The organism is Wolbachia endosymbiont (group A) of Conops quadrifasciatus, from assembly GCF_964027015.1.
GTDB lineage: Bacteria > Pseudomonadota > Alphaproteobacteria > Rickettsiales > Anaplasmataceae > Wolbachia.
Window position 1 is genome coordinate 1,029,956 of sequence record NZ_OZ034722.1, and the last position, 21,749, is coordinate 1,051,704.

23 protein-coding genes, 2 tRNA genes and 3 pseudogenes are annotated in these 21,749 nt (G+C 35.1%); 14 read left to right on the forward strand and 14 right to left on the reverse strand.

All coding sequences use genetic code 11. The annotated features are described in order from the left end of the window. Window positions 1-4 precede the first annotated feature (4 nt). From AAGD69_RS05350 to AAGD69_RS05375, 6 genes are all read left to right on the forward strand, one after another. Window positions 5-283, forward strand: coding sequence for a YggT family protein (locus AAGD69_RS05350; protein WP_006279515.1), 279 nt, complete (start codon window positions 5-7; stop codon window positions 281-283). Continuing rightward, the gene (locus tag AAGD69_RS05355; RefSeq protein WP_341811916.1) at window positions 284-2,407 is read left to right on the forward strand and encodes an FtsK/SpoIIIE family DNA translocase; all 2,124 of its coding nucleotides are present in this window, start codon (window positions 284-286) and stop codon (window positions 2,405-2,407) included. It abuts the gene before it with no gap. 148 nt (window positions 2,408-2,555) lie between these two features. Continuing rightward, entirely contained in the window at window positions 2,556-3,071 is a 516-nt protein-coding gene (locus tag AAGD69_RS05360) for a hypothetical protein (protein ID WP_341811917.1), read from the forward strand. Window positions 3,072-3,276: 205 nt separating this feature from the next. Beyond that, on the forward strand, window positions 3,277-3,888 hold the full coding sequence (locus AAGD69_RS05365) for a TRP75-related protein (protein WP_341811918.1): 612 nt from the start codon (window positions 3,277-3,279) through the stop codon (window positions 3,886-3,888). Between the two features lie 25 nt (window positions 3,889-3,913). Next, a complete protein-coding gene (ispG, locus tag AAGD69_RS05370; protein WP_341811919.1) occupies window positions 3,914-5,197 on the forward strand; it encodes a flavodoxin-dependent (E)-4-hydroxy-3-methylbut-2-enyl-diphosphate synthase in 1,284 nt (427 codons plus the stop codon). Between the two features lie 111 nt (window positions 5,198-5,308). Continuing rightward, a complete protein-coding gene (locus AAGD69_RS05375) occupies window positions 5,309-5,665 on the forward strand; it encodes a hypothetical protein (protein ID WP_341811920.1) in 357 nt (118 codons plus the stop codon). Window positions 5,666-5,740: 75 nt separating this feature from the next. Here the strand turns inward: AAGD69_RS05375 and AAGD69_RS07015 are convergent, their stop codons facing one another. From AAGD69_RS07015 to AAGD69_RS05385, 3 genes are all read right to left on the reverse strand, one after another. Next, complete coding sequence (locus AAGD69_RS07015; protein WP_410529831.1) at window positions 5,741-6,025, reverse strand: DDE-type integrase/transposase/recombinase; 285 nt, start codon at window positions 6,023-6,025, stop codon at window positions 5,741-5,743. 3 nt (window positions 6,026-6,028) lie between these two features. Continuing rightward, window positions 6,029-6,406 carry an IS3 family transposase gene (locus tag AAGD69_RS05380; protein WP_341811921.1) on the reverse strand — a complete coding sequence of 126 codons (378 nt, stop codon included), beginning with the start codon at window positions 6,404-6,406 and terminating at the stop codon, window positions 6,029-6,031. 88 nt (window positions 6,407-6,494) lie between these two features. Next, window positions 6,495-6,698: a hypothetical protein gene (locus tag AAGD69_RS05385; protein ID WP_341812672.1), complete on the reverse strand. Its 204-nt coding sequence runs from the start codon at window positions 6,696-6,698 to the stop codon at window positions 6,495-6,497. Here AAGD69_RS05385 and AAGD69_RS05390 point away from each other — a divergent pair. Further along, on the forward strand, window positions 6,687-7,499 hold the full coding sequence (locus AAGD69_RS05390) for a transposase family protein (RefSeq protein ID WP_410529833.1): 813 nt from the start codon (window positions 6,687-6,689) through the stop codon (window positions 7,497-7,499). The two genes, AAGD69_RS05385 and AAGD69_RS05390, sit on opposite strands and share 12 nt — an antisense overlap. 386 nt (window positions 7,500-7,885) lie before the next feature. Beyond that, window positions 7,886-9,280, forward strand: coding sequence for a class II fumarate hydratase (gene fumC, locus AAGD69_RS05395; protein ID WP_341811923.1), 1,395 nt, complete (start codon window positions 7,886-7,888; stop codon window positions 9,278-9,280). Window positions 9,281-9,361: 81 nt separating this feature from the next. Here fumC and AAGD69_RS05400 read toward each other — a convergent pair. Further along, window positions 9,362-9,662 (reverse strand): annotated as a pseudogene (locus AAGD69_RS05400) (IS4 family transposase); the annotation flags it as partial. Window positions 9,663-9,825: 163 nt separating this feature from the next. Continuing rightward, window positions 9,826-10,660: pseudogene (locus AAGD69_RS05405) on the reverse strand (transposase). On the opposite strand from AAGD69_RS05405, the gene AAGD69_RS05410 reads away from it, so the two are divergent. Continuing rightward, a complete protein-coding gene (locus AAGD69_RS05410; RefSeq protein WP_341811924.1) occupies window positions 10,628-10,981 on the forward strand; it encodes a hypothetical protein in 354 nt (117 codons plus the stop codon). The pseudogene AAGD69_RS05405 and the gene AAGD69_RS05410 overlap by 33 nt on opposite strands. A gap of 137 nt (window positions 10,982-11,118) precedes the next feature. On the opposite strand, the gene AAGD69_RS05415 is transcribed toward AAGD69_RS05410, so the two are convergent. Continuing rightward, window positions 11,119-11,403 (reverse strand): DUF2610 domain-containing protein, encoded by a 285-nt coding sequence (locus tag AAGD69_RS05415; RefSeq protein ID WP_064125056.1) that lies wholly within the window; start codon window positions 11,401-11,403, stop codon window positions 11,119-11,121. After that, window positions 11,404-11,775 (reverse strand): hypothetical protein, encoded by a 372-nt coding sequence (locus AAGD69_RS05420; protein ID WP_410529834.1) that lies wholly within the window; start codon window positions 11,773-11,775, stop codon window positions 11,404-11,406. A 101-nt stretch (window positions 11,776-11,876) separates the two neighbouring features. On the opposite strand from AAGD69_RS05420, the gene AAGD69_RS05425 reads away from it, so the two are divergent. Then, entirely contained in the window at window positions 11,877-13,133 is a 1,257-nt protein-coding gene (locus tag AAGD69_RS05425; protein ID WP_341811926.1) for an SAM-dependent methyltransferase, read from the forward strand. Window positions 13,134-13,241: 108 nt separating this feature from the next. Here AAGD69_RS05425 and AAGD69_RS05430 read toward each other — a convergent pair. From AAGD69_RS05430 to AAGD69_RS05445, 4 genes are all read right to left on the reverse strand, one after another. Further along, window positions 13,242-13,328, reverse strand: a tRNA-Ser gene (locus AAGD69_RS05430). 31 nt (window positions 13,329-13,359) lie between these two features. Further along, window positions 13,360-14,166, reverse strand: coding sequence for a DUF2163 domain-containing protein (locus tag AAGD69_RS05435; RefSeq protein WP_341811927.1), 807 nt, complete (start codon window positions 14,164-14,166; stop codon window positions 13,360-13,362). Window positions 14,167-14,341: 175 nt separating this feature from the next. Further along, window positions 14,342-14,758, reverse strand: a complete 417-nt coding sequence (locus AAGD69_RS05440; RefSeq protein WP_410529835.1) for a GIY-YIG nuclease family protein — start codon at window positions 14,756-14,758, stop codon at window positions 14,342-14,344. A 5-nt stretch (window positions 14,759-14,763) separates the two neighbouring features. Then, entirely contained in the window at window positions 14,764-16,704 is a 1,941-nt protein-coding gene (locus AAGD69_RS05445; protein ID WP_341811928.1) for a porin, read from the reverse strand. Window positions 16,705-17,313: 609 nt separating this feature from the next. Between AAGD69_RS05445 and AAGD69_RS05450 the strand changes: the two genes are divergently transcribed. The 3 genes from AAGD69_RS05450 to AAGD69_RS05460 all read left to right on the forward strand — a co-directional run bounded on the left by AAGD69_RS05450 (window position 17,314) and on the right by AAGD69_RS05460 (window position 18,459). Beyond that, on the forward strand, window positions 17,314-17,646 hold the full coding sequence (locus AAGD69_RS05450) for a hypothetical protein (protein WP_341811929.1): 333 nt from the start codon (window positions 17,314-17,316) through the stop codon (window positions 17,644-17,646). Beyond that, window positions 17,606-18,052 (forward strand): lipase family protein, encoded by a 447-nt coding sequence (locus AAGD69_RS05455; RefSeq protein WP_341811930.1) that lies wholly within the window; start codon window positions 17,606-17,608, stop codon window positions 18,050-18,052. Before AAGD69_RS05450 ends, AAGD69_RS05455 begins: the two co-directional genes overlap by 41 nt. 77 nt (window positions 18,053-18,129) lie before the next feature. Continuing rightward, window positions 18,130-18,459 (forward strand): hypothetical protein, encoded by a 330-nt coding sequence (locus tag AAGD69_RS05460; protein ID WP_341811931.1) that lies wholly within the window; start codon window positions 18,130-18,132, stop codon window positions 18,457-18,459. A 43-nt stretch (window positions 18,460-18,502) separates the two neighbouring features. Here the strand turns inward: AAGD69_RS05460 and AAGD69_RS05465 are convergent, their stop codons facing one another. Both AAGD69_RS05465 and era read right to left on the reverse strand, forming a co-directional pair. Then, entirely contained in the window at window positions 18,503-19,330 is an 828-nt protein-coding gene (locus tag AAGD69_RS05465) for a 3'-5' exonuclease (protein WP_341811932.1), read from the reverse strand. Continuing rightward, window positions 19,323-20,207: a GTPase Era gene (era, locus tag AAGD69_RS05470; RefSeq protein WP_341811933.1), complete on the reverse strand. Its 885-nt coding sequence runs from the start codon at window positions 20,205-20,207 to the stop codon at window positions 19,323-19,325. The genes AAGD69_RS05465 and era overlap by 8 nt, the downstream gene beginning before the upstream one ends. Before the next feature lie 265 nt (window positions 20,208-20,472). On the opposite strand from era, the pseudogene AAGD69_RS05475 reads away from it, so the two are divergent. After that, a pseudogene (locus AAGD69_RS05475) lies at window positions 20,473-21,486 on the forward strand (IS481 family transposase). A gap of 14 nt (window positions 21,487-21,500) precedes the next feature. Here AAGD69_RS05475 and AAGD69_RS05480 read toward each other — a convergent pair. Continuing rightward, a tRNA-Gly gene (locus AAGD69_RS05480) sits at window positions 21,501-21,573 on the reverse strand. Window positions 21,574-21,749: the final 176 nt, after the last annotated feature.

The window sequence follows — 21,749 nt, forward strand, 5'->3', positions numbered from 1 at the left end:
ATGTATGCATCCAATAATATATCTACTCAACACGTTACTTGATCTTTATAGCTTCATTCTAATATGTTGGGTTGTCTTAAACTGGCTGGTTAAACTTAATATGGTAAACATATATAATGAAACTGTCAGTAGCATAATGCACATCTTGAACCAATTGACATATCCACCACTAAAGATTATTAGAAGATATATACCACCGTTCAATGGATTAGATTTATCTATAATGATATTGCTAATAACAATTCACTTTGTAAAATATACAGTAGCTTACTACTTTAGGTAGATGTTAAAAAAATATCTAAAATCAGCAATATATCTATCCCTTTTAATATATGTATATATATCAGTTTTTAGCTACAACTATAAAGATCCTTCCTTAAACACGGCTACAAATAAGGAAGTGACAAATTTAGGTGGAATAGTAGGTTCATATTTAGCTGATATATTGGTTCAATTTCTTGGATTAACTAGTGTTACAATAGCTACAGCCATAGTTTACTTGTTGATCTTCAGGCCAGCAAAAATACTGCTGAAAATTCTCTATTTAATATTAATCAATTTAGGGGTATGTGCTATATTACCACAACTTTCGCTAGGCATCACTGCAAGGTACAGACACAGTGGAATAATAGGGAATGCACTCGTTAATAACTGCCCATTTTATGTATTTGTGATAGTAACATCAATAGGTCTTGTAGGATCGGTTGGTTGGAAGAGAGCAATTTACTCTCTATTCTTCTTATGTAAAAAAATAGCTTGCTTATTTGTAAATGTTCCATTCTTCAGATCACATAAAACTGCTGAATATTCAGTTGCACCATTAGTAGTAGAAGAAAAACATAGAACTAAAATCACTACTAAACAACAACCAAAAGAAAGACAGAAAAAAGCTACCGAAGAAATTTTTAAACCTTCCAGTGAGTTCGAGTTTCCAAGCATTCATTTACTTTCTAAAGCAGAGGAGTCTTTGCAGAGAAAGCAGCTGAATGAAATGGAGAGCAATAAAAATTTATCTCTGCTGGAACAAGTCCTGAATGATTTTGGCGTGCAAGGAAAAATTATCAGTGTATGCTATGGGCCGGTTGTGACTTTATACAAACTTGAACCACAAGCTGGTACGAAATCTGCAAGAGTAATTGGCCTTGCAGATGACATTGCACGTTCGATGAGTGCACTCTCTGCACGTATTTCAATAATTCGTGGGCAAAATGCTATGGGAATAGAGTTGCCGAACAAGGAACGAGAAATTGTAATGCTGCGTGATTTGCTTGAATCACCAGAATACCAGAATGCAAACTTAAATCTCTCAATTGCGCTTGGCAAAGAAATAAGTGGAAAACCAGTTATTGCAGATCTGACTAAAATGCCCCACTTGCTCGTTGCTGGAACCACAGGGTCGGGTAAATCAGTTGCGATTAACACTATGATTCTTTCGCTCGTTTATCGATTAAGTCCTGATGAATGTAAGATGATAATGATCGACCCAAAAATGCTTGAGCTTTCAATATATGATGCAATACCGCACCTAATGACACCAGTAGTAACAGAGCCAAAAAAGGCTGTTATCGCTCTTAAGTGGATAGTGAAAGAAATGGAAAATCGCTATCGCATGATGTCGTATTTAAATGTACGCAATGTAATAAACTATAACCAAAAAATCACAGAAGCAATGAATAGTGGAATAGAATTGGAGCGCGTTGTGCAGATTGGCTTTAACTCAACAACAGGCAAACCTTTGTTTGAAAAAATACCAATCAAGATGGAGACATTTCCGTATATTGTAGTGATCGTGGATGAAATGGCAGATTTGATGCTTGTTGCCGGCAAAGAGATAGAGTGCTCTATTCAACGTTTAGCTCAGATGGCTCGCGCTGCAGGAATACACATCATAATGGCAACACAACGCCCATCTGTGGATGTGATCACAGGTGTGATAAAGGCGAACTTTCCAACGAGAATCAGTTTTGCTGTTACTTCTAAGATAGATAGCCGTACAATACTTGGCGAACAAGGAGCTGAACAATTGCTCGGTATGGGTGATATGCTCTATATGGCCTCTGGTGGTAAGATCATTCGAGTTCACGGCCCATTTGTAAGTGATAATGAGGTGCAAGATATAGTTGATCATCTAAAAATGCAAGGTGAGCCAAATTATATGGAGGAAATCACCAAAGAAGATGAAAATTCTTCTGTGGAATCAGAAGGTGAAGCAGAGGATGAAGAAAACGACCTCTACAATCAAGCAGTGGCCATCATTCAAAGAGATCAAAAAGTTTCAACCAGTTACATTCAGCGACAACTTAGAATAGGCTATAACAGAGCTGCAAATATTGTTGAAAGAATGGAAAAAGAAGGAATTGTCAGCTCTCCAAATTACTCAGGAAAGAGAGAGATATTGGTTGAATAACAGGGCTTCTTTCTTAACTTAAGTTTCTACACCCTCAAAAAGCAAGTCAAACAAAATTATTAAAAGATCAATACATAATAACAGTTGATTTAATACTAATTTAAGTACTAAGAACGTACAATAGTAATATATTAATTAGGGGGTAAAAATGTCAACAAATTGGCTTCATGATTTGTTATTCGGTTCTAATGAATCGACAATAAAAGCACTAGAAAAACTTCAACAGATGGATGCTGAGCAGTTTCAAAAGGCATTCAGTGCACTAGAAAAATTGCAAAAAGGTCAACAGATCAATGCTGATCAACTTCAAATTGCATTTAGCAGGTTAGAGGAATTGCAGGCAGCTCAAAAGATCGATGCTGGACGGTTCGAAAGTATACAAAAGTATTTAGACGGTTTGCAAGAAAGACTCGCAGACGTGGAAGAAAAAGTGGAAACACTCACAGAAACAGTAGCAGATCAAGAAAAAATACTACTAATTTGTACCATAGCCACTGCTGTTGCTGTAACAGCGATAACTTGTTTTGTTGCATTCTTCATCCATCAGGGAGTTAAGCTTGATAAGGAAAAGAAAAACGACTTATCTAAAGATATGCCAGACACAAAACTTAATGATGAAGTTGATACTCAAGCGCAACAGAATAGCTTACACACTCTAGACTAAGCTGCATAACACTCTTCTTGAGGAGGTGTTACGCAACTTGTAACATCTTACTCTTCTCTCAGCCTATGTAGGTTTTTTGATAGCAAACATATCACTTTTTAGAAAAATATTTGTAACATATTATTGTAAAGTTAGTAAAGATTCTGGTTTACTTAAAGTTTGTTAATTGCTATCTTTTAAAACACGATATTTACTATAGCACCATATGCTTAGGATTTTTTCTAAAGTTTTATTTATATTAATGTTTTTGGTTTCTAGCTTTTTTACTGTGCATAGTGCTGAAGCTAAATCTAAGCTCAGTAAGAGATACATACCTCCTGGTAACCCTGGTGGTGCAAACTTTCATACAGATAAGGATTTTGCTGAGTCATATAAACTGTATGAGAAGCGTAGGGAATTGCTCAAGAAAAAAAAGTCACAAGATCGAGCTATAAATAAAGAAGATCTAATCAAAAAATTAAAAGAGAGAAAAATTGCTAGTCTTGATAATGAGCCAAATGAAATGGAAGCGTGCATAGTCGACGATGAAGAGAGCGCTATGATAAATCAGCATGGTATTAATATCACACGTTTAAAGGGTGCTGTATTTATAGATCAAGAGCCAGTTTCCCAGTATGAAAGCAAGCAGCATGAACAAGAAGAGAAGAAAGTTACTTCAACACGAGAAAAAAAAGTTTCTCCTATAAATATCACTATAAAAGAAACTCCTTCAAGAAGAACGTGCTCACATGATTCTATTGCTAATTTGGATAACGTAAATGCTTATAGTTTGAATGGTTCAAGTTCATTTGGCAGCGTAGCTGACACAGTAAAATAGTATCACAATATTGGCCATTAATAATATGCTAGATAAAGACCTGATATTGAATGACGATGCATATGAATTATCGCCAATTTCCAGGCACAAAACTCATGTTGTAGAAGTTGGAAAAGTAAAGATAGGCGGAAATAATCCTGTAGTTGTACAATCTATGGCGCTTGGTGTGCATATAGATTCTGATAATATAAAAAAAAGTAGCGCAAAACATTATGCAAAAGAAATAACAGAACTAGCGCGCGCAGGTTCAGAGTTAGTACGGATTGCTTTGAATTCAGAGGAAGTAGCAAGGGCAATACCTTATATAGTAGAAGAGATAAATAAAGAAGGTTTTGACGGTAAAATATTGGTAGGCTGCGGTCAATATGAGCTAGATAAATTAGTTCAAGATTATCCAGACAACATCAAAATGCTGGGTAAAATTAGAATCAATCCAGGCAATATAGGCTTTGGCGACAAACGTGATGAGAAATTTGAAAGGGTGATAGAGTATGCAATAATGCACGATCTTCCTGTTAGAATTGGGGTAAATTGGGGTAGTCTTGATAAATACCTTTTACAAAAACTGATGGATGAAAACTCTTCGCTTAGTAATGCAAGGCCTTCTGATGTTATACTGCGCAAAGCACTTGTAATGTCTGCTCTTGATAGTGCAAAAAAAGCTGAAGAAATTGGTCTAAATTCAAACAAAATAATCATTTCATGTAAAGTTAGCAAAGTACAAGATTTAATTTTAGTTTATATGGCACTTGCAAAATCTTCCAATTATGCGCTGCATTTGGGTTTAACTGAGGCTGGTATGGGCAATAAAGGTGTGGTAAATACCGCAGCAGGGCTTACTTATTTATTGCAAAATGGCATTGGAGATACCATACGGGCTTCTTTGACTCAACGTCCTGGTGAATCGCGTACTAATGAAGTGGTGGTGTGTCAGGAAATATTGCAGTCTATAGGCTTGCGACACTTTAACCCTCAGATTAATTCATGTCCTGGTTGTGGGCGCACGAGTAGCGATCGTTTTCGTATATTAACTGAAGAAGTGAATGGCTATATAAAAACTCATATGCCGATATGGAAGAAAAAAAATCCAGGTGTAGAGCATATGAACATTGCTGTTATGGGATGCATAGTAAATGGTCCTGGAGAAAGCAAACACGCAAATTTGGGAATCAGCTTGCCTGGATATGGAGAAAAACCTGTTTCAGCAGTCTACAAAGACGGCAAGTATTTCAAAACTTTACAAGGTGATAATGTCTCTGAAGAATTTAAGGCAATTATTGATAATTATGTGAAGGAGCATTACACATAACCTTTCACGGTTAATTAATAGATAAATCGCAAATAAAAAAGAAAATTAAACCTTGTTTTTCTTTTTTCGCTATTAATATATTTATAACACAATTGAGTTTAAATAGTTGGTATGAAAAGCTTTTTACGAAATTTCTTGCACTATCTTCTGTCATCCCAGTGCTTGACACTGGGATCCATATCTTTTTTTCTCTGGTCACACGCTGGAATGACACCCAGGACGTGGTGTAATAGTTGTACAAGAATCCTACTAACTTTACTATTAATTCTATTTCCACTTTTAGCATCATCTATAAGCATTGAGGACATCGAAGAAAATTGCGATTACGAATATTACCCTAAATTAGATTCTTCTTCTGCTGATGAGTACCACGTTATAAAGCAAAATTATTATAGATACGGTGAGGAATTAAAAATACTAGCAGATGAGAGGATAAAGGAGATCACTTTAGGCACTAGTGATAAATAATTGTAACCGTTCACTGTTAGACTGCATTCTGTGATTTTTAGCAAAACACGATCTTTCATTTGAGCTTTCTTCAATTTAAAGTAAATACAGAAAATTGCTGCCTATAGCTGAACTGACCTTACCCAGAAAAAGTGGAGAGAAAGTTAAGACGTTTTTGTCATGAGAATGATGCATCAAATTGTGCAGGAATGCAATAATTAATATTAGAATGTTTTTTATGGATAAGAGATATTGATAACCTTGCGAAGTATATTGTGACCCTTGATCGCTATGTAACAGCAGATTTTTATCGGGTTTGCGCTTATTAACGGCCATCAATAAAGAGTCAATAACCAATTGTTTATTTATTGAACTGCTCATTAACTACCATGTGTGAATATAGATCCTGCCAAATATAGCCATCCTTTTTTGGTTTTTATATAAGTAATCCCATATTTTATTTGGTTGATCGACAATAAAGTTTTGGTCTAATATATTGAGAGCTACGACTCTATTGTCCGTTTGTTGCTTCTTAGTTTTAAATTTTCTTCTCAATATAGCCCGAATACCATTTTTCTGCATAATAATTTGCACTGTTTTCAAGTTGCAACTTTTACCCAAAGCCTTCAATTCAGCATGAATTTTAGGAGCTCCATATCTACATTTAGAAGCTTTTTTTGAATATCTGCTTTTATTTGCTGATTCTCTACTGCTTATTTTCCTTGTAGTCCACTTATAGTAGTAACTAGCAGATACATTCAAAATCCTACATAATTCCTGCACTTTATAGTGTTTACTATGCTCTTTTATGAAAAAATATTTTACTCTTTTTGACTGGCCAGGGCTTTTTTTAAATGTCTCTTTCTCTTGTTACTTTTGCTAACTCTTTCTGTAAATCAAATCTCTCTTTTTCATAAGGAGCCTTTGCCTGGAAATGCGTATAGGCCTGCTGCAAAAGGTGATTGAAAAAATAATGTGAGAGAAGTAGAAGAAGAATAAGCAGATTGAGTAAGGTAAAAAAATGAGCTTTAGTTACTATAACATGAAGAAACACCCAAGAAACTTTCGTAGTATAACAGGTTTAACTATAGAGGAGTTCGAAAAGGTAGTGGAAAAAGTGAGGTCTGGGTGGGAAAGACTTGAAAAACAGAAAAAGTGCCATGGTAGAAGATCACAACTACCAACTCTAGAAGATAAGTTATTTTGCGTAATTTTGTACTATCGCACTTACATAACACATAGATTTTTAGGGTGCCTGTTCAATGTGCACAACGCAAATGTATGTAGGTTACTGAAGAAAATAGAGCCATTACTTGCCAAAAAAGTTACTATAACAAAAGATAGAAGTATGACACCAGAAAAAATACTGAAGATTCTGGCTGATGTTACAGAACAGCAAATACAGAGACCAGAAGATAGTAAAAAACGGAAGAAATCATATTCAGGAAAAAAAAGAACCAACACTATGAAAACTGAGATTGTTATCGAAGAAGGTGGAAGAATTTTATCAGTGTCAAATTCATATCGTGGTAGAATTAATGATTTTCGCATAAGGAAACAAGAAAAATATTTACCAATCGATAGCATAAAATATGCCGATTCTGGATATCAAGGTTGGCAAAAATTGCAAAGCAATGTTATAATTCCATATAAAAAGTATCGTAAAAAGCCATTAACTCCAGAGCAGAAAGAGCATAATAGAAGATTAGCATCATTTAGAATGAGAGTAGAAAATAAGATCCGTGAGATAAAGATATTTAAGATTATGTCTCATGTTTACCGCAATTTTCAGAAAAAATACAACCTGAGGTTCAATATTATTGCTGGTATTGTGAATCTTAAGCACGCCTTTTAGTTAACCTTGATTTTAGTCACCCTCCTTTCCTTCTTTTTATTGCTTGATTCGCAGCAGGTCTTATGCTTCTGACATTTTTCCATCATATTTTCTTACCCATTTACTTAACATACTGCCATCTATGCCTAGATCTTTTGCTATTTTTGTACTTCTGTTTCTTTAACCAGCTTAACAGCTTCTAATTTGAATCCTGCTGTATATTCCCTTCTATTTGCCATATTTTGAAAAAACGTTTTATTTTACTCCAAAAACGTCTTAACTTTCTCTCTACTTTTTCTGGGTAAGGTCACACTTGACTACTTGGATCTAGTATGATTTAATTAACCAAGAAGTAGACATGAAAAATTATGTAGTGAACCAGTTTGCATGACGCTAAGAAGGAAAATATGGATAGAAAAACGAGAATAGAATCAGACAGCTTAGGGGAAGTAAAAGTACCAAGTGAACATTACTGGGGAGCGCAGACTCAACGTTCTTTAGAAAATTTTAAGATTGGCACAGAAAAAATGCCAGAGCCTCTGATTAAAGCATTAGCAATAGTAAAACTTGCAGCAGCACGTGTTAACATGAAGCACGGTGCTATAGATAATAAGGTAGGGGACGCAATCTGCGCAGCCGCAAGGGAAGTAATAGATGGCAAATTTAATAATGAATTTCCGCTTTTTGTTTGGCAAACCGGATCCGGAACGCAGACTAATATGAATATGAATGAAGTGATCAGCAATCGCGCAATAGAGATTTTAGGTGGTAATTTGGGTAGTAAATCTCCGATACATCCAAACGACCATGTGAATTATGGTCAGTCATCAAATGACACCTTTCCAACAGCAATGCATATAGCAGCAGCAAAGCAAATAAACTGCTTGCTTATTCCAAATCTTGAAAAATTGCATAAGGTGCTGGATAATAAGGTTCAGGAATTTAAAAATATAATAAAAGTAGGACGTACTCACTTACAAGATGCAACGCCCCTAACACTGGGACAGGAGTTTTCTGGCTATGCAGCCCAGATTAAAAAGGGGATAGAGAGAGTAAAATCAACTTTAAGTGGTATATACGAGCTTGCACAAGGTGGCACTGCGGTTGGCACAGGACTCAATACTAAAAAGGGTTTTGCTGAAGATTTTTCAAGCAAAGTTGCAGAAATTACTAATCTTCCATTTACTTCAGCAGGCAATAAATTTGAAGCGCTAGCAGCAAACGATGCTTTAGTTGAGCTCAGTGGAACACTCAATACAGTAGCAGTCAGTTTAATGAAAATTGCAAATGATATAAGGTTGCTTGGTTCTGGTCCAAGATGCGGAATTGGGGAAATAATGTTACCGGAAAATGAGCCTGGTTCTTCAATTATGCCAGGTAAAGTGAATCCAACTCAGTGTGAAGCAGTAACTATGGTGTGCACTCAAGTTATGGGAAATCATGTTACTGTGACCATTAGTGGTTCAAACGGTCATTTTGAATTGAATGTGTTTAAGCCAGTGATAATTTACAATGTTTTGCAGTCTATAAGACTTTTAGCTGATGCAAGTTTAAATTTTACAGAAAAATGTGTAGTTGGTATTAAGGCAAATGAAGAGAGGATAAAAGATTTACTGAATCAGTCGTTAATGTTGGTCACTATATTAAATACGCATATAGGGTATGACAATGCAGCAAAAATAGCGAAGCTTGCTTATAAAGAAAATATCACTCTAAAAAAAGCAGCAGCAAAACTTCAACTGCTCACTGAGGAGGAGTTTGAAAGGATAGTGAAACCAGAAGAAATGGTGAATTATTTGTAACCGTTGGGAGTGTTAAATAAACCATACGCGTCAAGTTAAGAGGTATCCGTTCAGCCAATGGCGTCAACTTAAGAGCCTCCATTAGCAAACTCTCCTAAAAACATGATGGCGTTTGGGCTTATCTACCTTATTGTAGCTGCCCTGGTCGAATTTTAACTTTAGCACGCATGCTTGCTCTATCAAAAAGGGCTTGAAAGTTTTTTGGCGCAATAAGTACTTGATAGAGTTTCTGCCTCATTACACCAAATAAACCTGAAAAATTTAAACGATACTCAGTAATTTGATCTGGGTTCCAAGGCCCTTGTGCATCACACATATGAAGCGATAATATATTACACATAACTAAGTTCGCTCAAAATTCTTGTAATACAGCCTCTAGGTGTATGGTCCCATAATTCCTCCTTTGATGGTATTGTTTTCTCATATTTTATCATACCATCACACTCTGGAACTGCACACCAGGAATTATCCTATTGAATTCTATAGACCTGCTGAGAATCAAGCAATAAAAAGAAGGAAAGGAGGGTGACTAAAATCAAGGTTAACTAAAAGGCGTGCTTAAGATTCACAATACCAGCAATAATATTGAACCTCAGGTTGTATTTTTTCTGAAAATTGCGGTAAATATGTGACATAATCTTAAATATCTTTATCTCACGGATCTTATTTTCTACTCTCATTCTAAATGATGCTAATCTTCTATTATGCTCTTTCTGCTCTGGAGTTAATGGCTTTTTACGATACTTTTTATATGGAATTATAACATTGCTTTGCAATTTTTGCCAACCTTGATATCCAGAATCGGCATATTTTATGCTATCGATTGGTAAATATTTTTCTTGTTTCCTTATGCGAAAATCATTAATTCTACCACGATATGACTTTGACACTGATAAAATTCTTCCACCTTCTTCGATAACAATCTCAGTTTTCATAGTGTTGGTTCTTTTTTTTTCCTGAATATGATTTCTTCCGTTTTTTACTATCTTCTGGTCTCTGTATTTGCTGTTCTGTAACATCAGCCAGAATCTTCAGTATTTTTTCTGGTGTTATACTTCTATCTTTTGTTATAGTAACTTTTTTGGCAAGTAATGGCTCTATTTTCTTCAGTAACCTACATACATTTGCGTTGTGAACATTGAACAGGCACCCTAAAAATCTATGTGTTATGTAAGTGCGATAGTACAAAATTACGCAAAATAACTTATCTTTTAGAGTTGGTAGTTGTGATCTTCTACCATGGCACTTTTTCTGTTTTTCAAGTCTTTCCCACCCAGACCTCACTTTTTCCACTACCTTTTCGAACTCCTCTATAGTTAAACCTGTTATACTACGAAAGTTTCTTGGGTGTTTCTTCATGTTATAGTAACTAAAGCTCATTTTTTTACCTTACTCAATCTGCTTATTCTTCTTCTACTTCTCTCACATTATTTTTTCAATCACCTTTTGCAGCAGGTCTGTAGCCAACCAGAACATGGTGATGTTCAGAACAATAGTCAGCAGTCTAGTAACCAAGATGAAAATAACGTTACTTCAAAGAGTTCGCAAAAGAGTAAGTTGCCTGCTATAGCTGCTTCTGCACTAGGAATAGCTGGAGTTATTTCAGGGATAACTATTGCGGTTTATTTAGAAATGTTAGCAGTAGGGGGTAGCAGTTGCGGTTTGTTATCTAGCTGTTGCAGCGATTATATACCTCTGTAGTGGACTTTCAAGCTCACTTGATAAAAAGCAAAGTAGCTGCGAAGCAATCAATAATCAATGGACATTATCTACGTAGTAGATATTGAGAACCAAAATAACCTGAGCTTCTCTCTGATTTTTCTGGGTAAGACAGTTTGCTATTTTTTGCTATCGCTTTTTTTATCATTATTACTAACCACAGTAATGGCATACGCACATAACTCTGAGAAAGAGACTCCATTTTCTTGAGATAGTTTATATAATTTTTGTAGACTTTCTTTTACTTTATTAGGGATATTCCCTCCACGTTCTTTTACAAGCCAGGAATCTTGATGATGAATTGGATGAGCATCACTTTTTGGATTTCCTATATATATTGCAAAAGGTGAACTTTGTCCTTTGAAGTCACATTGTACAGTAAATTTTTTTATAGATTCAGCCATCTAAAGACCTCTACTTTTCTTTTTGGTCGATTTTATAGCAGGTGAAAGAGGTGGTTTCTTTATAAAATCTTGTTTATTGACAACACTTTCTTTACCTTCCAAAGCTCGGCGAACATCAGCTCTGCTTAATTGCGACTCTTTTGCTACCTTCATTCCATACTTTGCCATAATATTAGCATATGCTAGTACTTTTTTTACCAATTCTAGATCACCATCTAGCATTTGAACTAGCACTTGAAACACTTCCGCTAAAGTTAGTCCATCAGCATTTATAACCTTGTTTTCTATAAAATTGACAGCTTCTTCAAATTTGTATTCAATACTATCATCTTGAGGTATAAGGGCAACATAATCGGTGTTTTTGTCGTCCATAACTGAAGCACTATTACTCACAAACTTAAGTTTATACTATATATATAAATACTCTACTATTTTATATTATGGTACGCTATAGTTAAACATTTATTAATAACATGCTCACTTATATACACGAATTAATTGACAAAAGTCAAGGATCAATATCCATCAGTGATTTCATGAATGCCGTTTTGTACCATGAAAAATACGGCTATTATACGAGTAGATTACCACTTGGTAAGGATGGTGATTTTACTACTGCACCTGAGATCAGCCAATTATTTGGTGAAGTAATTGCAGTTTGGATAATGCATACATGGGAAAAATTAGGAAAGCCATCAAAATTTTCTCTAGTTGAACTTGGGCCAGGCAAAGGAACACTCATTCACGATATAATAAGAGTCACTAAAAAATACAGCAGCTTTTTTAATTCAATGTTGATCCACTTAGTTGAAATAAGCCCTACTTTACGGAAGATACAAAAGGAAAAATTAAAAGGCTTAGGTGTTAATTGGCACAAAGATATTGACAACCTACCAGAACAACCAACCATTTTTTTAGCAAATGAGTTCTTTGACGCTCTTCCGATAGATCAGTTTGTATATCGTGATGAGGGGTGGTATGAAAATAGGGTGACAAAACAAGGCGGTAACGGTCTCAAAATTGTGCAAACTGCTCAACCAGACTGGACTCCAGCATCAAGCACACAGCTATACGAACGTTGTGATACAAGGGTAATTCCCACCAAGAATGATGTCATCCCAGTGCCCAGACACTGGGATCCAGAAAACTTAATTGTAAATGAGCACACTGAGCAGTTGTATAATAAACACTGGATTCCAGCGTCATTCACTGGAATGACACCACCTGCTAATCAAATTACCTGTAAATTGCAACGTTCGTACAATTATGCATCAAGCGCTGGAACGGCAAATGGAAAACTTTTTAATGGTGCAGTGGTTGAAATATGTTCAACTGGGGTTGAAATATTAAAAGAACTTGAGAAGAAGATACATAATAATAAAGGAGCTGCTTTGATTATAGATTACGGTTATGTATACCCCGCATATAAGAGCACTTTGCAATCGATAAAACAACATAAGTATGCTAATTTTCTTGAGAATGTTGGTAATAGTGATATTACTGCACTTGTGAACTTTCAAGCATTAAAAGATTCATTAAAACACGTAGATTGCGAGATTTTAACTCAAAGAGAATTTTTATATCTTTTTGGCATAAAAGAAAGAACCCAGGCTTTAATGAAAAGCGCAAGTGATGAACAAAAGAATAGGATCTTTAGTGAATTCTTAAGGTTGACTGAAAATATGGGCACTCTTTTTAAAGCAATGCTATTGATAGCATTGCTAACATAATTTATGTTATTGGGAATGTTGTAACAAAATTAGGTATATTGGTACATACCTAAGTGGGGTAAAAGGAGGCTGACATAGCGGGTTTTATACTATTCTAGAAGTAATATGCGGAAAAGGGGGGATTCGAACCCCCGACATATTTTCATATGTGCACGCTTTCCAAGCGTGTGCTTTAGACCACTCAGCCACCTTTCCATGCATATTCATAATATTGAAAATTGTGCTGCTAAACAATATAAAAACCTGGTATATAGGGTTCACCACGAAAATTTACAGTATTGTTAAACTTGCTTCTGCAAGTTGGAAATGTTTTATCGCAACCTGCGAGTATTGAATATTTATCTCCAGCAAAAATTTGGTATGAAGGCGAAGTAAACAATGTAACTACTCTATTTTTATATTCTTTTACTATACCTTCAAACGCTGTTGAGCCAAAGAATTTCACTACTCCGTGCTTATAATATTCATCACTCTCAGTTAAATTCGTGTCTTCAAATCTTCTTTCGTCTATTACTTTAGTGATTGTACTTATTTTACTAAATTTTTTAGTATCGGCTTTACATTTATCATCGCAAAATTGTGCTCTGCATGCAGGAGAGTATAATTCTGCTATGCTTCTCTCAAGCTTTGCTGAGAGCCCTCTAATTTCAACAATAAATCTTCCACTACTTAATGTTACTTTACCAAAAGTTCCTGAATGTAGATTCATTGTTCCCTGGGTCAAGTCTTTATAATTCACAAGAAATATTTCAATATTTGCAAAGTCGTACTTTCCTGATAAAACATCTTTTTCTTTAATATGAACACTATTTAATATCCCTTCAATTTCTAGATTATCAGTTTTTAAATCGCTGTTTAATATTATACTACTGGCTGTAAATCCACTTGAAGATTTATAGAGTATATTATCAATATTTAAATCTTCATCATAGTCAGTGAATCCCATTACCTCTCCACCTGCGAGCTTTAATTTCCAGCACGTAGCGGTGGTAAGTAATTCTCCAGCTAAATGATTTTTTAGTGTGGTTTGCATAGGGGCCTACTGTTTAATTGATTGAATTTGAAAGTAGCTATACGGCTAGTAGATAAGCCAGTGTGTTCTTTTCCCGTCATCTGAGTAGCTATAGAGTGTCATCCCAGTATAACCATAGGGTGTCATTCCAGTAACCATAGGGTGTCATCCCAGTGCATGACACTGGGATCTAATTTTACCTGACTATGTTATCATATAAATCTACCCAATTTGGATTTTCTTTTTCGATCAAATCAGTCTTCCATTTTCTTTTCCAACTTTTTAACAGTCTTTCTCTATTAAGAGCTGAATTTATATCTTGAAATTCTTCAAAATGAACTAATTTATGTACATTGTATTTTGATGTAAAGCCAGAAATAACTTTACTCTTATTTTCCCAGATTCGTTTAATCAGATTTGATGTTATACCTGTATATAAAGTTCGATTATTCTTGCTTGCAAGTATGTAAACGTAATAATTTTGCATATAACTTAGATCCCAGTGCCACGCACTGGGATGACAGGAGAGAGGACACCATATGTTTATTTGATTGACAAATAAACACTGAACATCAACAGACAAGAATACACCACAATTAACTGTGGTGTACATGTTGGTTAGAAAGAAAACTTCACACCAGTAAGAAGGAGAATTCCTTGGTTAGAAGGTGCCTCTTTGTTACTACCTACTTTTGTAATCTTATTATCTGCGTTTTGTTTCTCGTTAGTCATAAAATAATGGAGAGCTGCGTAAGGAACAAATTTGCTCTTACTGCAAGCAGGAGAAAGATCATATTGAACGCCAAGTGCACCATCATGAAGCATATCTCCATCATTCATTCTGCTACCAAAGTACGTCAAACTTGTGTAGATATTCTCATATTGATAGCCAGCTCCTACAGTCCAATACATGGTGTCTATACTATCTTCACCAAATTGAGCTTTCAGCCCTTTCACTCTCTTGTCATCATCAGTAGTACCTTTACCATCAATTTCCTTATAGGTATCACCAACTAATTTTTTAATACCCTTCCGTTGACCAGATTTGCCCAAGTATGCAAAAGAGGCAGCAAATTTTACGCCTTGATCTTCATTAATCTTATAATCAGCGCTTACACCCAAATTAACACCCATAAGGTCATTGTACTCCACATATTCTTTATTTAGTTTTTTCGCTTGACCATACTCACCAACTGCAGAAGTTTTAACTTTCACCTTGTGTTTATCAAAGTCATATTCATATGATACGCCAGCACTTACTATGTGCTCATAGTCTGGACCGACATGTTTTATGTCATCACCATCCTTTACAACAAATAAACTACTATCATAGCGAGGTGAATAGCTAACACCAAACCTTGCGCCCATATAATTTGGTGAGTAGTAAGCAACTCTAAATGGCAGTGTAGTCATAAAGCCTTTGTTATATTTCCCTGCCATGCGGAAAGAGAATCTTTCACTTTCACTCGAAAAACTTTCAGTGTAAAGACGTGGTGTTACATAAAATGGAAAGCTTGCAGCGCTTCCTTCTAAGTTCACTTTTCTGAACCAGTCACTATCTGCAGCTCCGTCAACAGTTGCAATTCTTGTTGCATCAAGTCTCATCAGAGCCTCAGGACCAAATTGGTAACCAAGCTTCACGTCACCATATTTTGAATTTAAAAATACGTGTGTACTTCTGCCTTTTGCAGCATAAACACCCTGTGAAGCTCCCTTACCTCCGGTCACTGGAACATGAAACTGCACATCAGCACCATAGAGAAGACCTAAATCTTCATTTTTGTTTTCAGCTCTTAAGTGCAATATTGCATCAGCAATCATACCCATATCATTGCTATAGTCAATGATATTTCCTATTTCAGGGAATATTGGATTTGCTCCTTTTGCTGTATCCTCAGTAAAATGATGATAATCTATAGATTTGTCTGGCATAACGTGATAACGTTTATAATCTTCATCACTTGGTCCAGCTTTACCATAACCTTGAGCATCAACAACACCGCCAAAAGTTATTCTTAAATTACTTTGCCCTTGATTAGTGTCGATAATATCAACTCCACCAGCTGAAACAACAGGATTTGCCTTAACTTTTTCCTCTGTATTTTTGTTAACAACTTTTACATCTTTCTTTACATCTTTAGCTTTAATTTTAGCATTCTTAGTTTTAGGAGCCTTAGTTTTTGAAACTTTACCTTTTTCTATATTAGAATTCTTAGCATTTAGAGCTTTCGTTTTTGAATTCTCTATAAGCTTTGCTTTTTTCTCATTTGCTAGCCTGATCTCCTCTTTTTTCTTCTGCTCGGCTGCTAATCTTAGCTCCTCTTTTTTCTTAAGCTCTTCAGCTTTTTTTCTTGGATCAGCATTACATATTCTGTCCATCTTTTCTTTCAGTTTTTTATTTGATGTTTTCATCACTTCTGTTTTTCCAGAAGTTTTTGTGCTCTCTTGCTTTTTCATTTCCTTCATACTCTCATCGGGAAAGTCAGCTGCAAAACTGCTGAAAGAACATAAAGTTAATAAAGAAACTAGAGCGGTTCTAGTATAAATAGATTTTTTCATGAAGTGCCCCCAAAAAATTTCGAAATCATTGTCTTAAATGTAAATATATAAAAATGTTGAAAATTCAACTTAAAGCAATCTTATAGCGAAAACAAAAGTAAAGTGCAACAACTTAAAAACAACTTTTTTAATATGCCTAACGTTTATATTAACCAAAATTTAGCACAAAGGTTAATATTTTTTGCTTGCTAGTGCATTATAACTCTACTATTTATTCTATGGAAGTAAAATTTTTTTATTCTAACAATAGTAATTGAAAGGAAAAGAAACTATAGCTATGTTAAAAAAATAAATTATGAAAAATACTATTGACAATAATATCAATCTACATTATAGTTAAATAAATTGTTTAGCTGATAGTAGATTGAGGTAGTTATGGATTTTAGTTTTTTACGCAATTGATTTACCACAAATACTAGTGTAGGTGATGTAAGCTCAAAGTTAGACAATGCTGAACAATCAAACTCTTCTTTAATAGGGAACAACATAGAAAAAGACGATGCATTTGAGATTATTGAAGATTACGAATTTATAAACCCTCGCGACCCAAATGAAATACATTCTTTACCTTCTTCTCACCAGATAGATGAAAGTATTGTAGAAATTGCAGTGTTTAATAAAGAGAAATTATTAGAAATGAGTAATTTCTCTAAAATAAGCTATGGTGATGACGACGATAAGTTAAGTGAAAAAAGATGCAACACCTTAGCTGAAGAAGTATACAAAACTGGATTTGAAGTTACTACGGAAGGTTATGAAATTATTCCATCCCCTGAAAAAATGTATAAAACTAGAGCTGAACTTACTAAAGAAAGTTATGAAATCATTCCATTTGGTAATAGCTTTGAAAAAGATGCTGGTCATATTTTCATAAAAGGTAAAGAAATAACAATAGCTTACCATGGTACTTCGCTTAAAACATGGTTTATGGGGCTTAAATGATCTAATCACTGATCTAAATGCATCTTTTACTACCTCGGAACTTTTATCTAAAGGTGGAAGAATTCATCGTGGTTTTTATAACTCATTTACGGATTCATGGCCTAATCTTTATGGCATTTTAAAATCTCACGCTGAGAAACAAGGATCAGAAATCAAAGATTTTAGAATTAATCTTACAGTTCACAGCATGGGAGGGGCGATTTCTAAGATAGCTGCTTTATGTCTTAATAAAACAGAAAGAGCTGAAGATATTCATGTTGCAACTTTTGGTGATCCAAGAGTTTTTGACCTTACTGCTAGTAAATTTTATAATGACGTTCTTCAAGAAAAAACCATTAGAGTAACTCAACATAGACAAGATCCAGTGCCAGCAGTATCACCTGGTCTTTTGGTTATGCTCATGTAGGTGCACAATTAAGAATATCAGCACCGGAAGGATATTCTTTTCATAAAATAGATGGTTATCATAAAGCTGTTAAAGTAATGGATGAAAGTGATTTCAAGTCAAATAATAACGTATCTCTCTTTTACTATCCCGTTAGGGCATTAAGTCAAATTAACTCTGCAGTTTTAGGTAATGCTCAACATTATGCTGCAAAATTAGGAAGTTATATTCTCGGTGGAACAAATTTTTTTGAGGAAGTAAAAAAGGAATATCAAGATAATAAATTAAAAAATTCTTCTCAGGGTGAACAAGTAGAAGTTGAGCAGATAGCGCATGAAAATTCCTCATCTATTCAGATTGAACAAGCAGAAGTTGTGCAAAGCAAGATAGCACATGAGAATTACTTGTCTACTGCAAGGAGTTTATAACTATTACTATGGAACAATTATTAGATTGCTCCATAACATCTATTCATTTAAATTCAATATAAAAATTTCCACCACAAGTTATTTGCCATTCTTCTTTAAATTTCTTTAGGTATTCTTTTTTTTCGCACTCTACAAGCAGCTCTTCCACGCTTTTGTTGTAGCTTTCAGTAGTAATCCTTCCCTGATGATGCATGAACCTTAAGTAAATCAAATAAGTATTAATTACATCCGTTTCGCAATAATCTCGAATCTCTTGTATTTTGCCACTATCGTATAAGCCCATAACTTGTGACCCATCAACTCCAATCTTGCCAGGAAGGTTAAATGCTGCACAAACTTCGTTCATTTTTACTCTCGCAGAAGCTCCAAAATCAGAGAGAGATTCAAGCAAATCACAATGCCAATCACTACTATATCTTTGATTATAGCTATTCCACTTATCGCCAGCTTTATGAAAATATTCCGCTTGAATGCCATGGACCATAGCACGATACTTCAGCACTGGTATATCAAAAGTGCGTCCGTTGAACGAAACTAGTCTTGGCTTTTTTTCTGATATGTAGTTAAAAAATCCTTTCACTAGCTCCTTTTCACTGGAATTTAGTGTGCCTCCAGATCTTATTTCTTGCAGTGTGAACACCTCATAACCGCTCTGGTGGCTTATATTGCAAAGTAAAAAACTAATAACTACAATTTGGTGGAAGGGCTGACGCAGAAAAGAGTTCTGCCCGTTTGTTATTTCCAGGTGGTATTTTGTTAATGCATCCCTTTTCTCTTCCACACTGCTATTGTCATCAATATTCAGCAAATTCTTGCAGGAATTTATATCCGGTATAGTTTCAATATCAAATACTAACAAAGAATTAAGCATTGCCTATATACTCCTCAGGACGGTCGATCCAAGGTCGCACTTTTACGAACAAAAAGAGGTGAACCTTGCACTCAAATAATTTTTCTAGTTCAGCACGTGCTTCGATATTAATTTTTTTAATATTACTGCCATCTTTCCCTAGGACTATTTTTTTATGACTATCTTTCAACACGAATATGATCTGTTTGATGACTAAACTCTTATCTTTTTTTTCCTCAAATTGTTCAGTTATAACAGATGTAGAGTATGGCAATTCTTCACGCAAGTTCAAGAATAATTTTTCTCTCGTAATTTCTGCTGATAAAAAATTTGTCGAGGAATCGGTTATTTGATCTTCTTCATAAAACCAAGGGCTCACCGGTGCAACTTCAGACAAGTAATTCATCAAATCAGAAAGTCCATCATTCTTTAATGCTGATATCGTAAACACCTTTTCAAATTTATAAAACAAATTCAGATGTTCATGAGCCATCTTGAGTTCTGGCCTTTTTACCAAATCAGTTTTATTGATAACCAAAATGCATCTGCCTTTTGTGCGCTGCAGCCGCGTAAATATAGTCTTAATTCTTTCTATATTTTTCAAATAATTGCTTACATCAACAAGTAACAAAGTGATGTCATCACCCTTGATTGCTGACCATGCAGATTTGACTAAAGCTTTTTCAAGTTTTGTTTCTGCTGAGAAAATTCCTGGGGAGTCAGTAAAGACAATTTGTGTGTTGTTGCATGTTGCAATACCCCTTATTTGCGTCCTTGTTGTTTGCACTTTGGGTGTAACAATTGCAATTTTCTTGCCTATGATGCTGTTAATTAATGTAGACTTCCCAGCATTTGGTAAGCCAGCTATGGTTACAAATAAGCACTTTTGTTCTTTCACAAAGGAAATTATAAAGAAAACTGGATGCCAGTGTCAAGCGACTTGGATATCATTCTCCTGTCATCCAAGTAGCTGACACTGGTTCACTCTATAATGGTATCATTCCAGCACCCTCTTCTTGTCATGAAAGTAGCTGACACTGGAATCCAGAAAACTTAACTTTAAATGAGCATACCAGGTGAATGTACAATAAGAACTTGGTGTACAGTCCCAGAGTGTGATAGTATGATAAAATGTGAGAAAAAATACCATCAAAGGAGGAATTATGGGACAAGTATTACATGGGTGTGCCAAAACAACAGAGACGATTCGTAGAGCAATACAAAATAGTAAAGAGAGCATAGCAAAACTCTCAAAGTATTATAACCTTAATCCAAAAACTATTATTAAGTGGAGAAAACGCTCATTCACTAAAGACGCTGATATGGGTCCAAAACATCCAAGATCAACTGTTCTAACTTTAGAAGAAGAAGCAATAATCGTCGCATTTCGGAAGCATACACTTCTACCATTAGATGATTGCCTTTATGCCTTGCAGTCTACAATTCCGCACTTAACTCGTTCTAGCCTGCATCGCTGTTTACAAAGACATAACATTAGCAAACTGCCAGATGTTGATGGTGAAGCTAAACCAAAAAAGAAATTTAAGAAATATCCTATAGGCTATTTCCATATTGATATTGCAGAAGTCAGAACAGAGGAGGGAAAACTATATCTATTTGTTGCTATAGATAGAACATCCAAATTCACCTATATTGAGTTACATAAAAGTGCTACAAAACCCATAGCTGCTGAGTTTTTACGTAATTTGATTAAAATTCTACCGTATAAAATCCACACTGTTTTGACAGACAACGGTATACAATTTACCAACCAGAAACGCCATAAATACGCTTTCCAACACATATTTGATAGAGTTTGTGAAGAACATAATATTGAACATCGTCTAACAAAAATCAGCCATCCTTAGACAAATGGGCAAGTTGAACGTATGAACAAAACTTTAAAAAATGCTACTGTTAAAAAATACTACTACCAATCACATCAGCAACTCACAAAGCATCTTTATGACTTTGTCATGGCTTACAATTATGCAAAGAGACTCAAAACTCTTAATGGTCTTACTCCTTTTGAATTTACATGTTCTCAGTGGACAAAATCTCCTGAATTGTTTATACTAAATCCTTACCATCACACTCTGGGACCATACATACCCCCTTATTGTCATAATATAATAAGGGGGCTGGCGAAATGTGTCAAGGGATTTTTGACGAAATGATTTTGAAAGTAAAGAGCGGGAGAAGGGGTTCGAACCCTCGACCTCAACCTTGGCAAGGTTGCGCTCTACCAACTGAGCTACTCCCGCAGTTAAATTAACCTAAATTTACTTAATTATAGGCATATACAGCGATTTGTAAACCCCGTGTACACGAAAAATGTGAGAGCCCATAAATTTGCGTGGTTCCTTCTATGATCTTTTCGTATACTTAAGGCTCATTTTTGATTATCATAGGTTTTCAATTGTGCCAAAAAATGTATTAA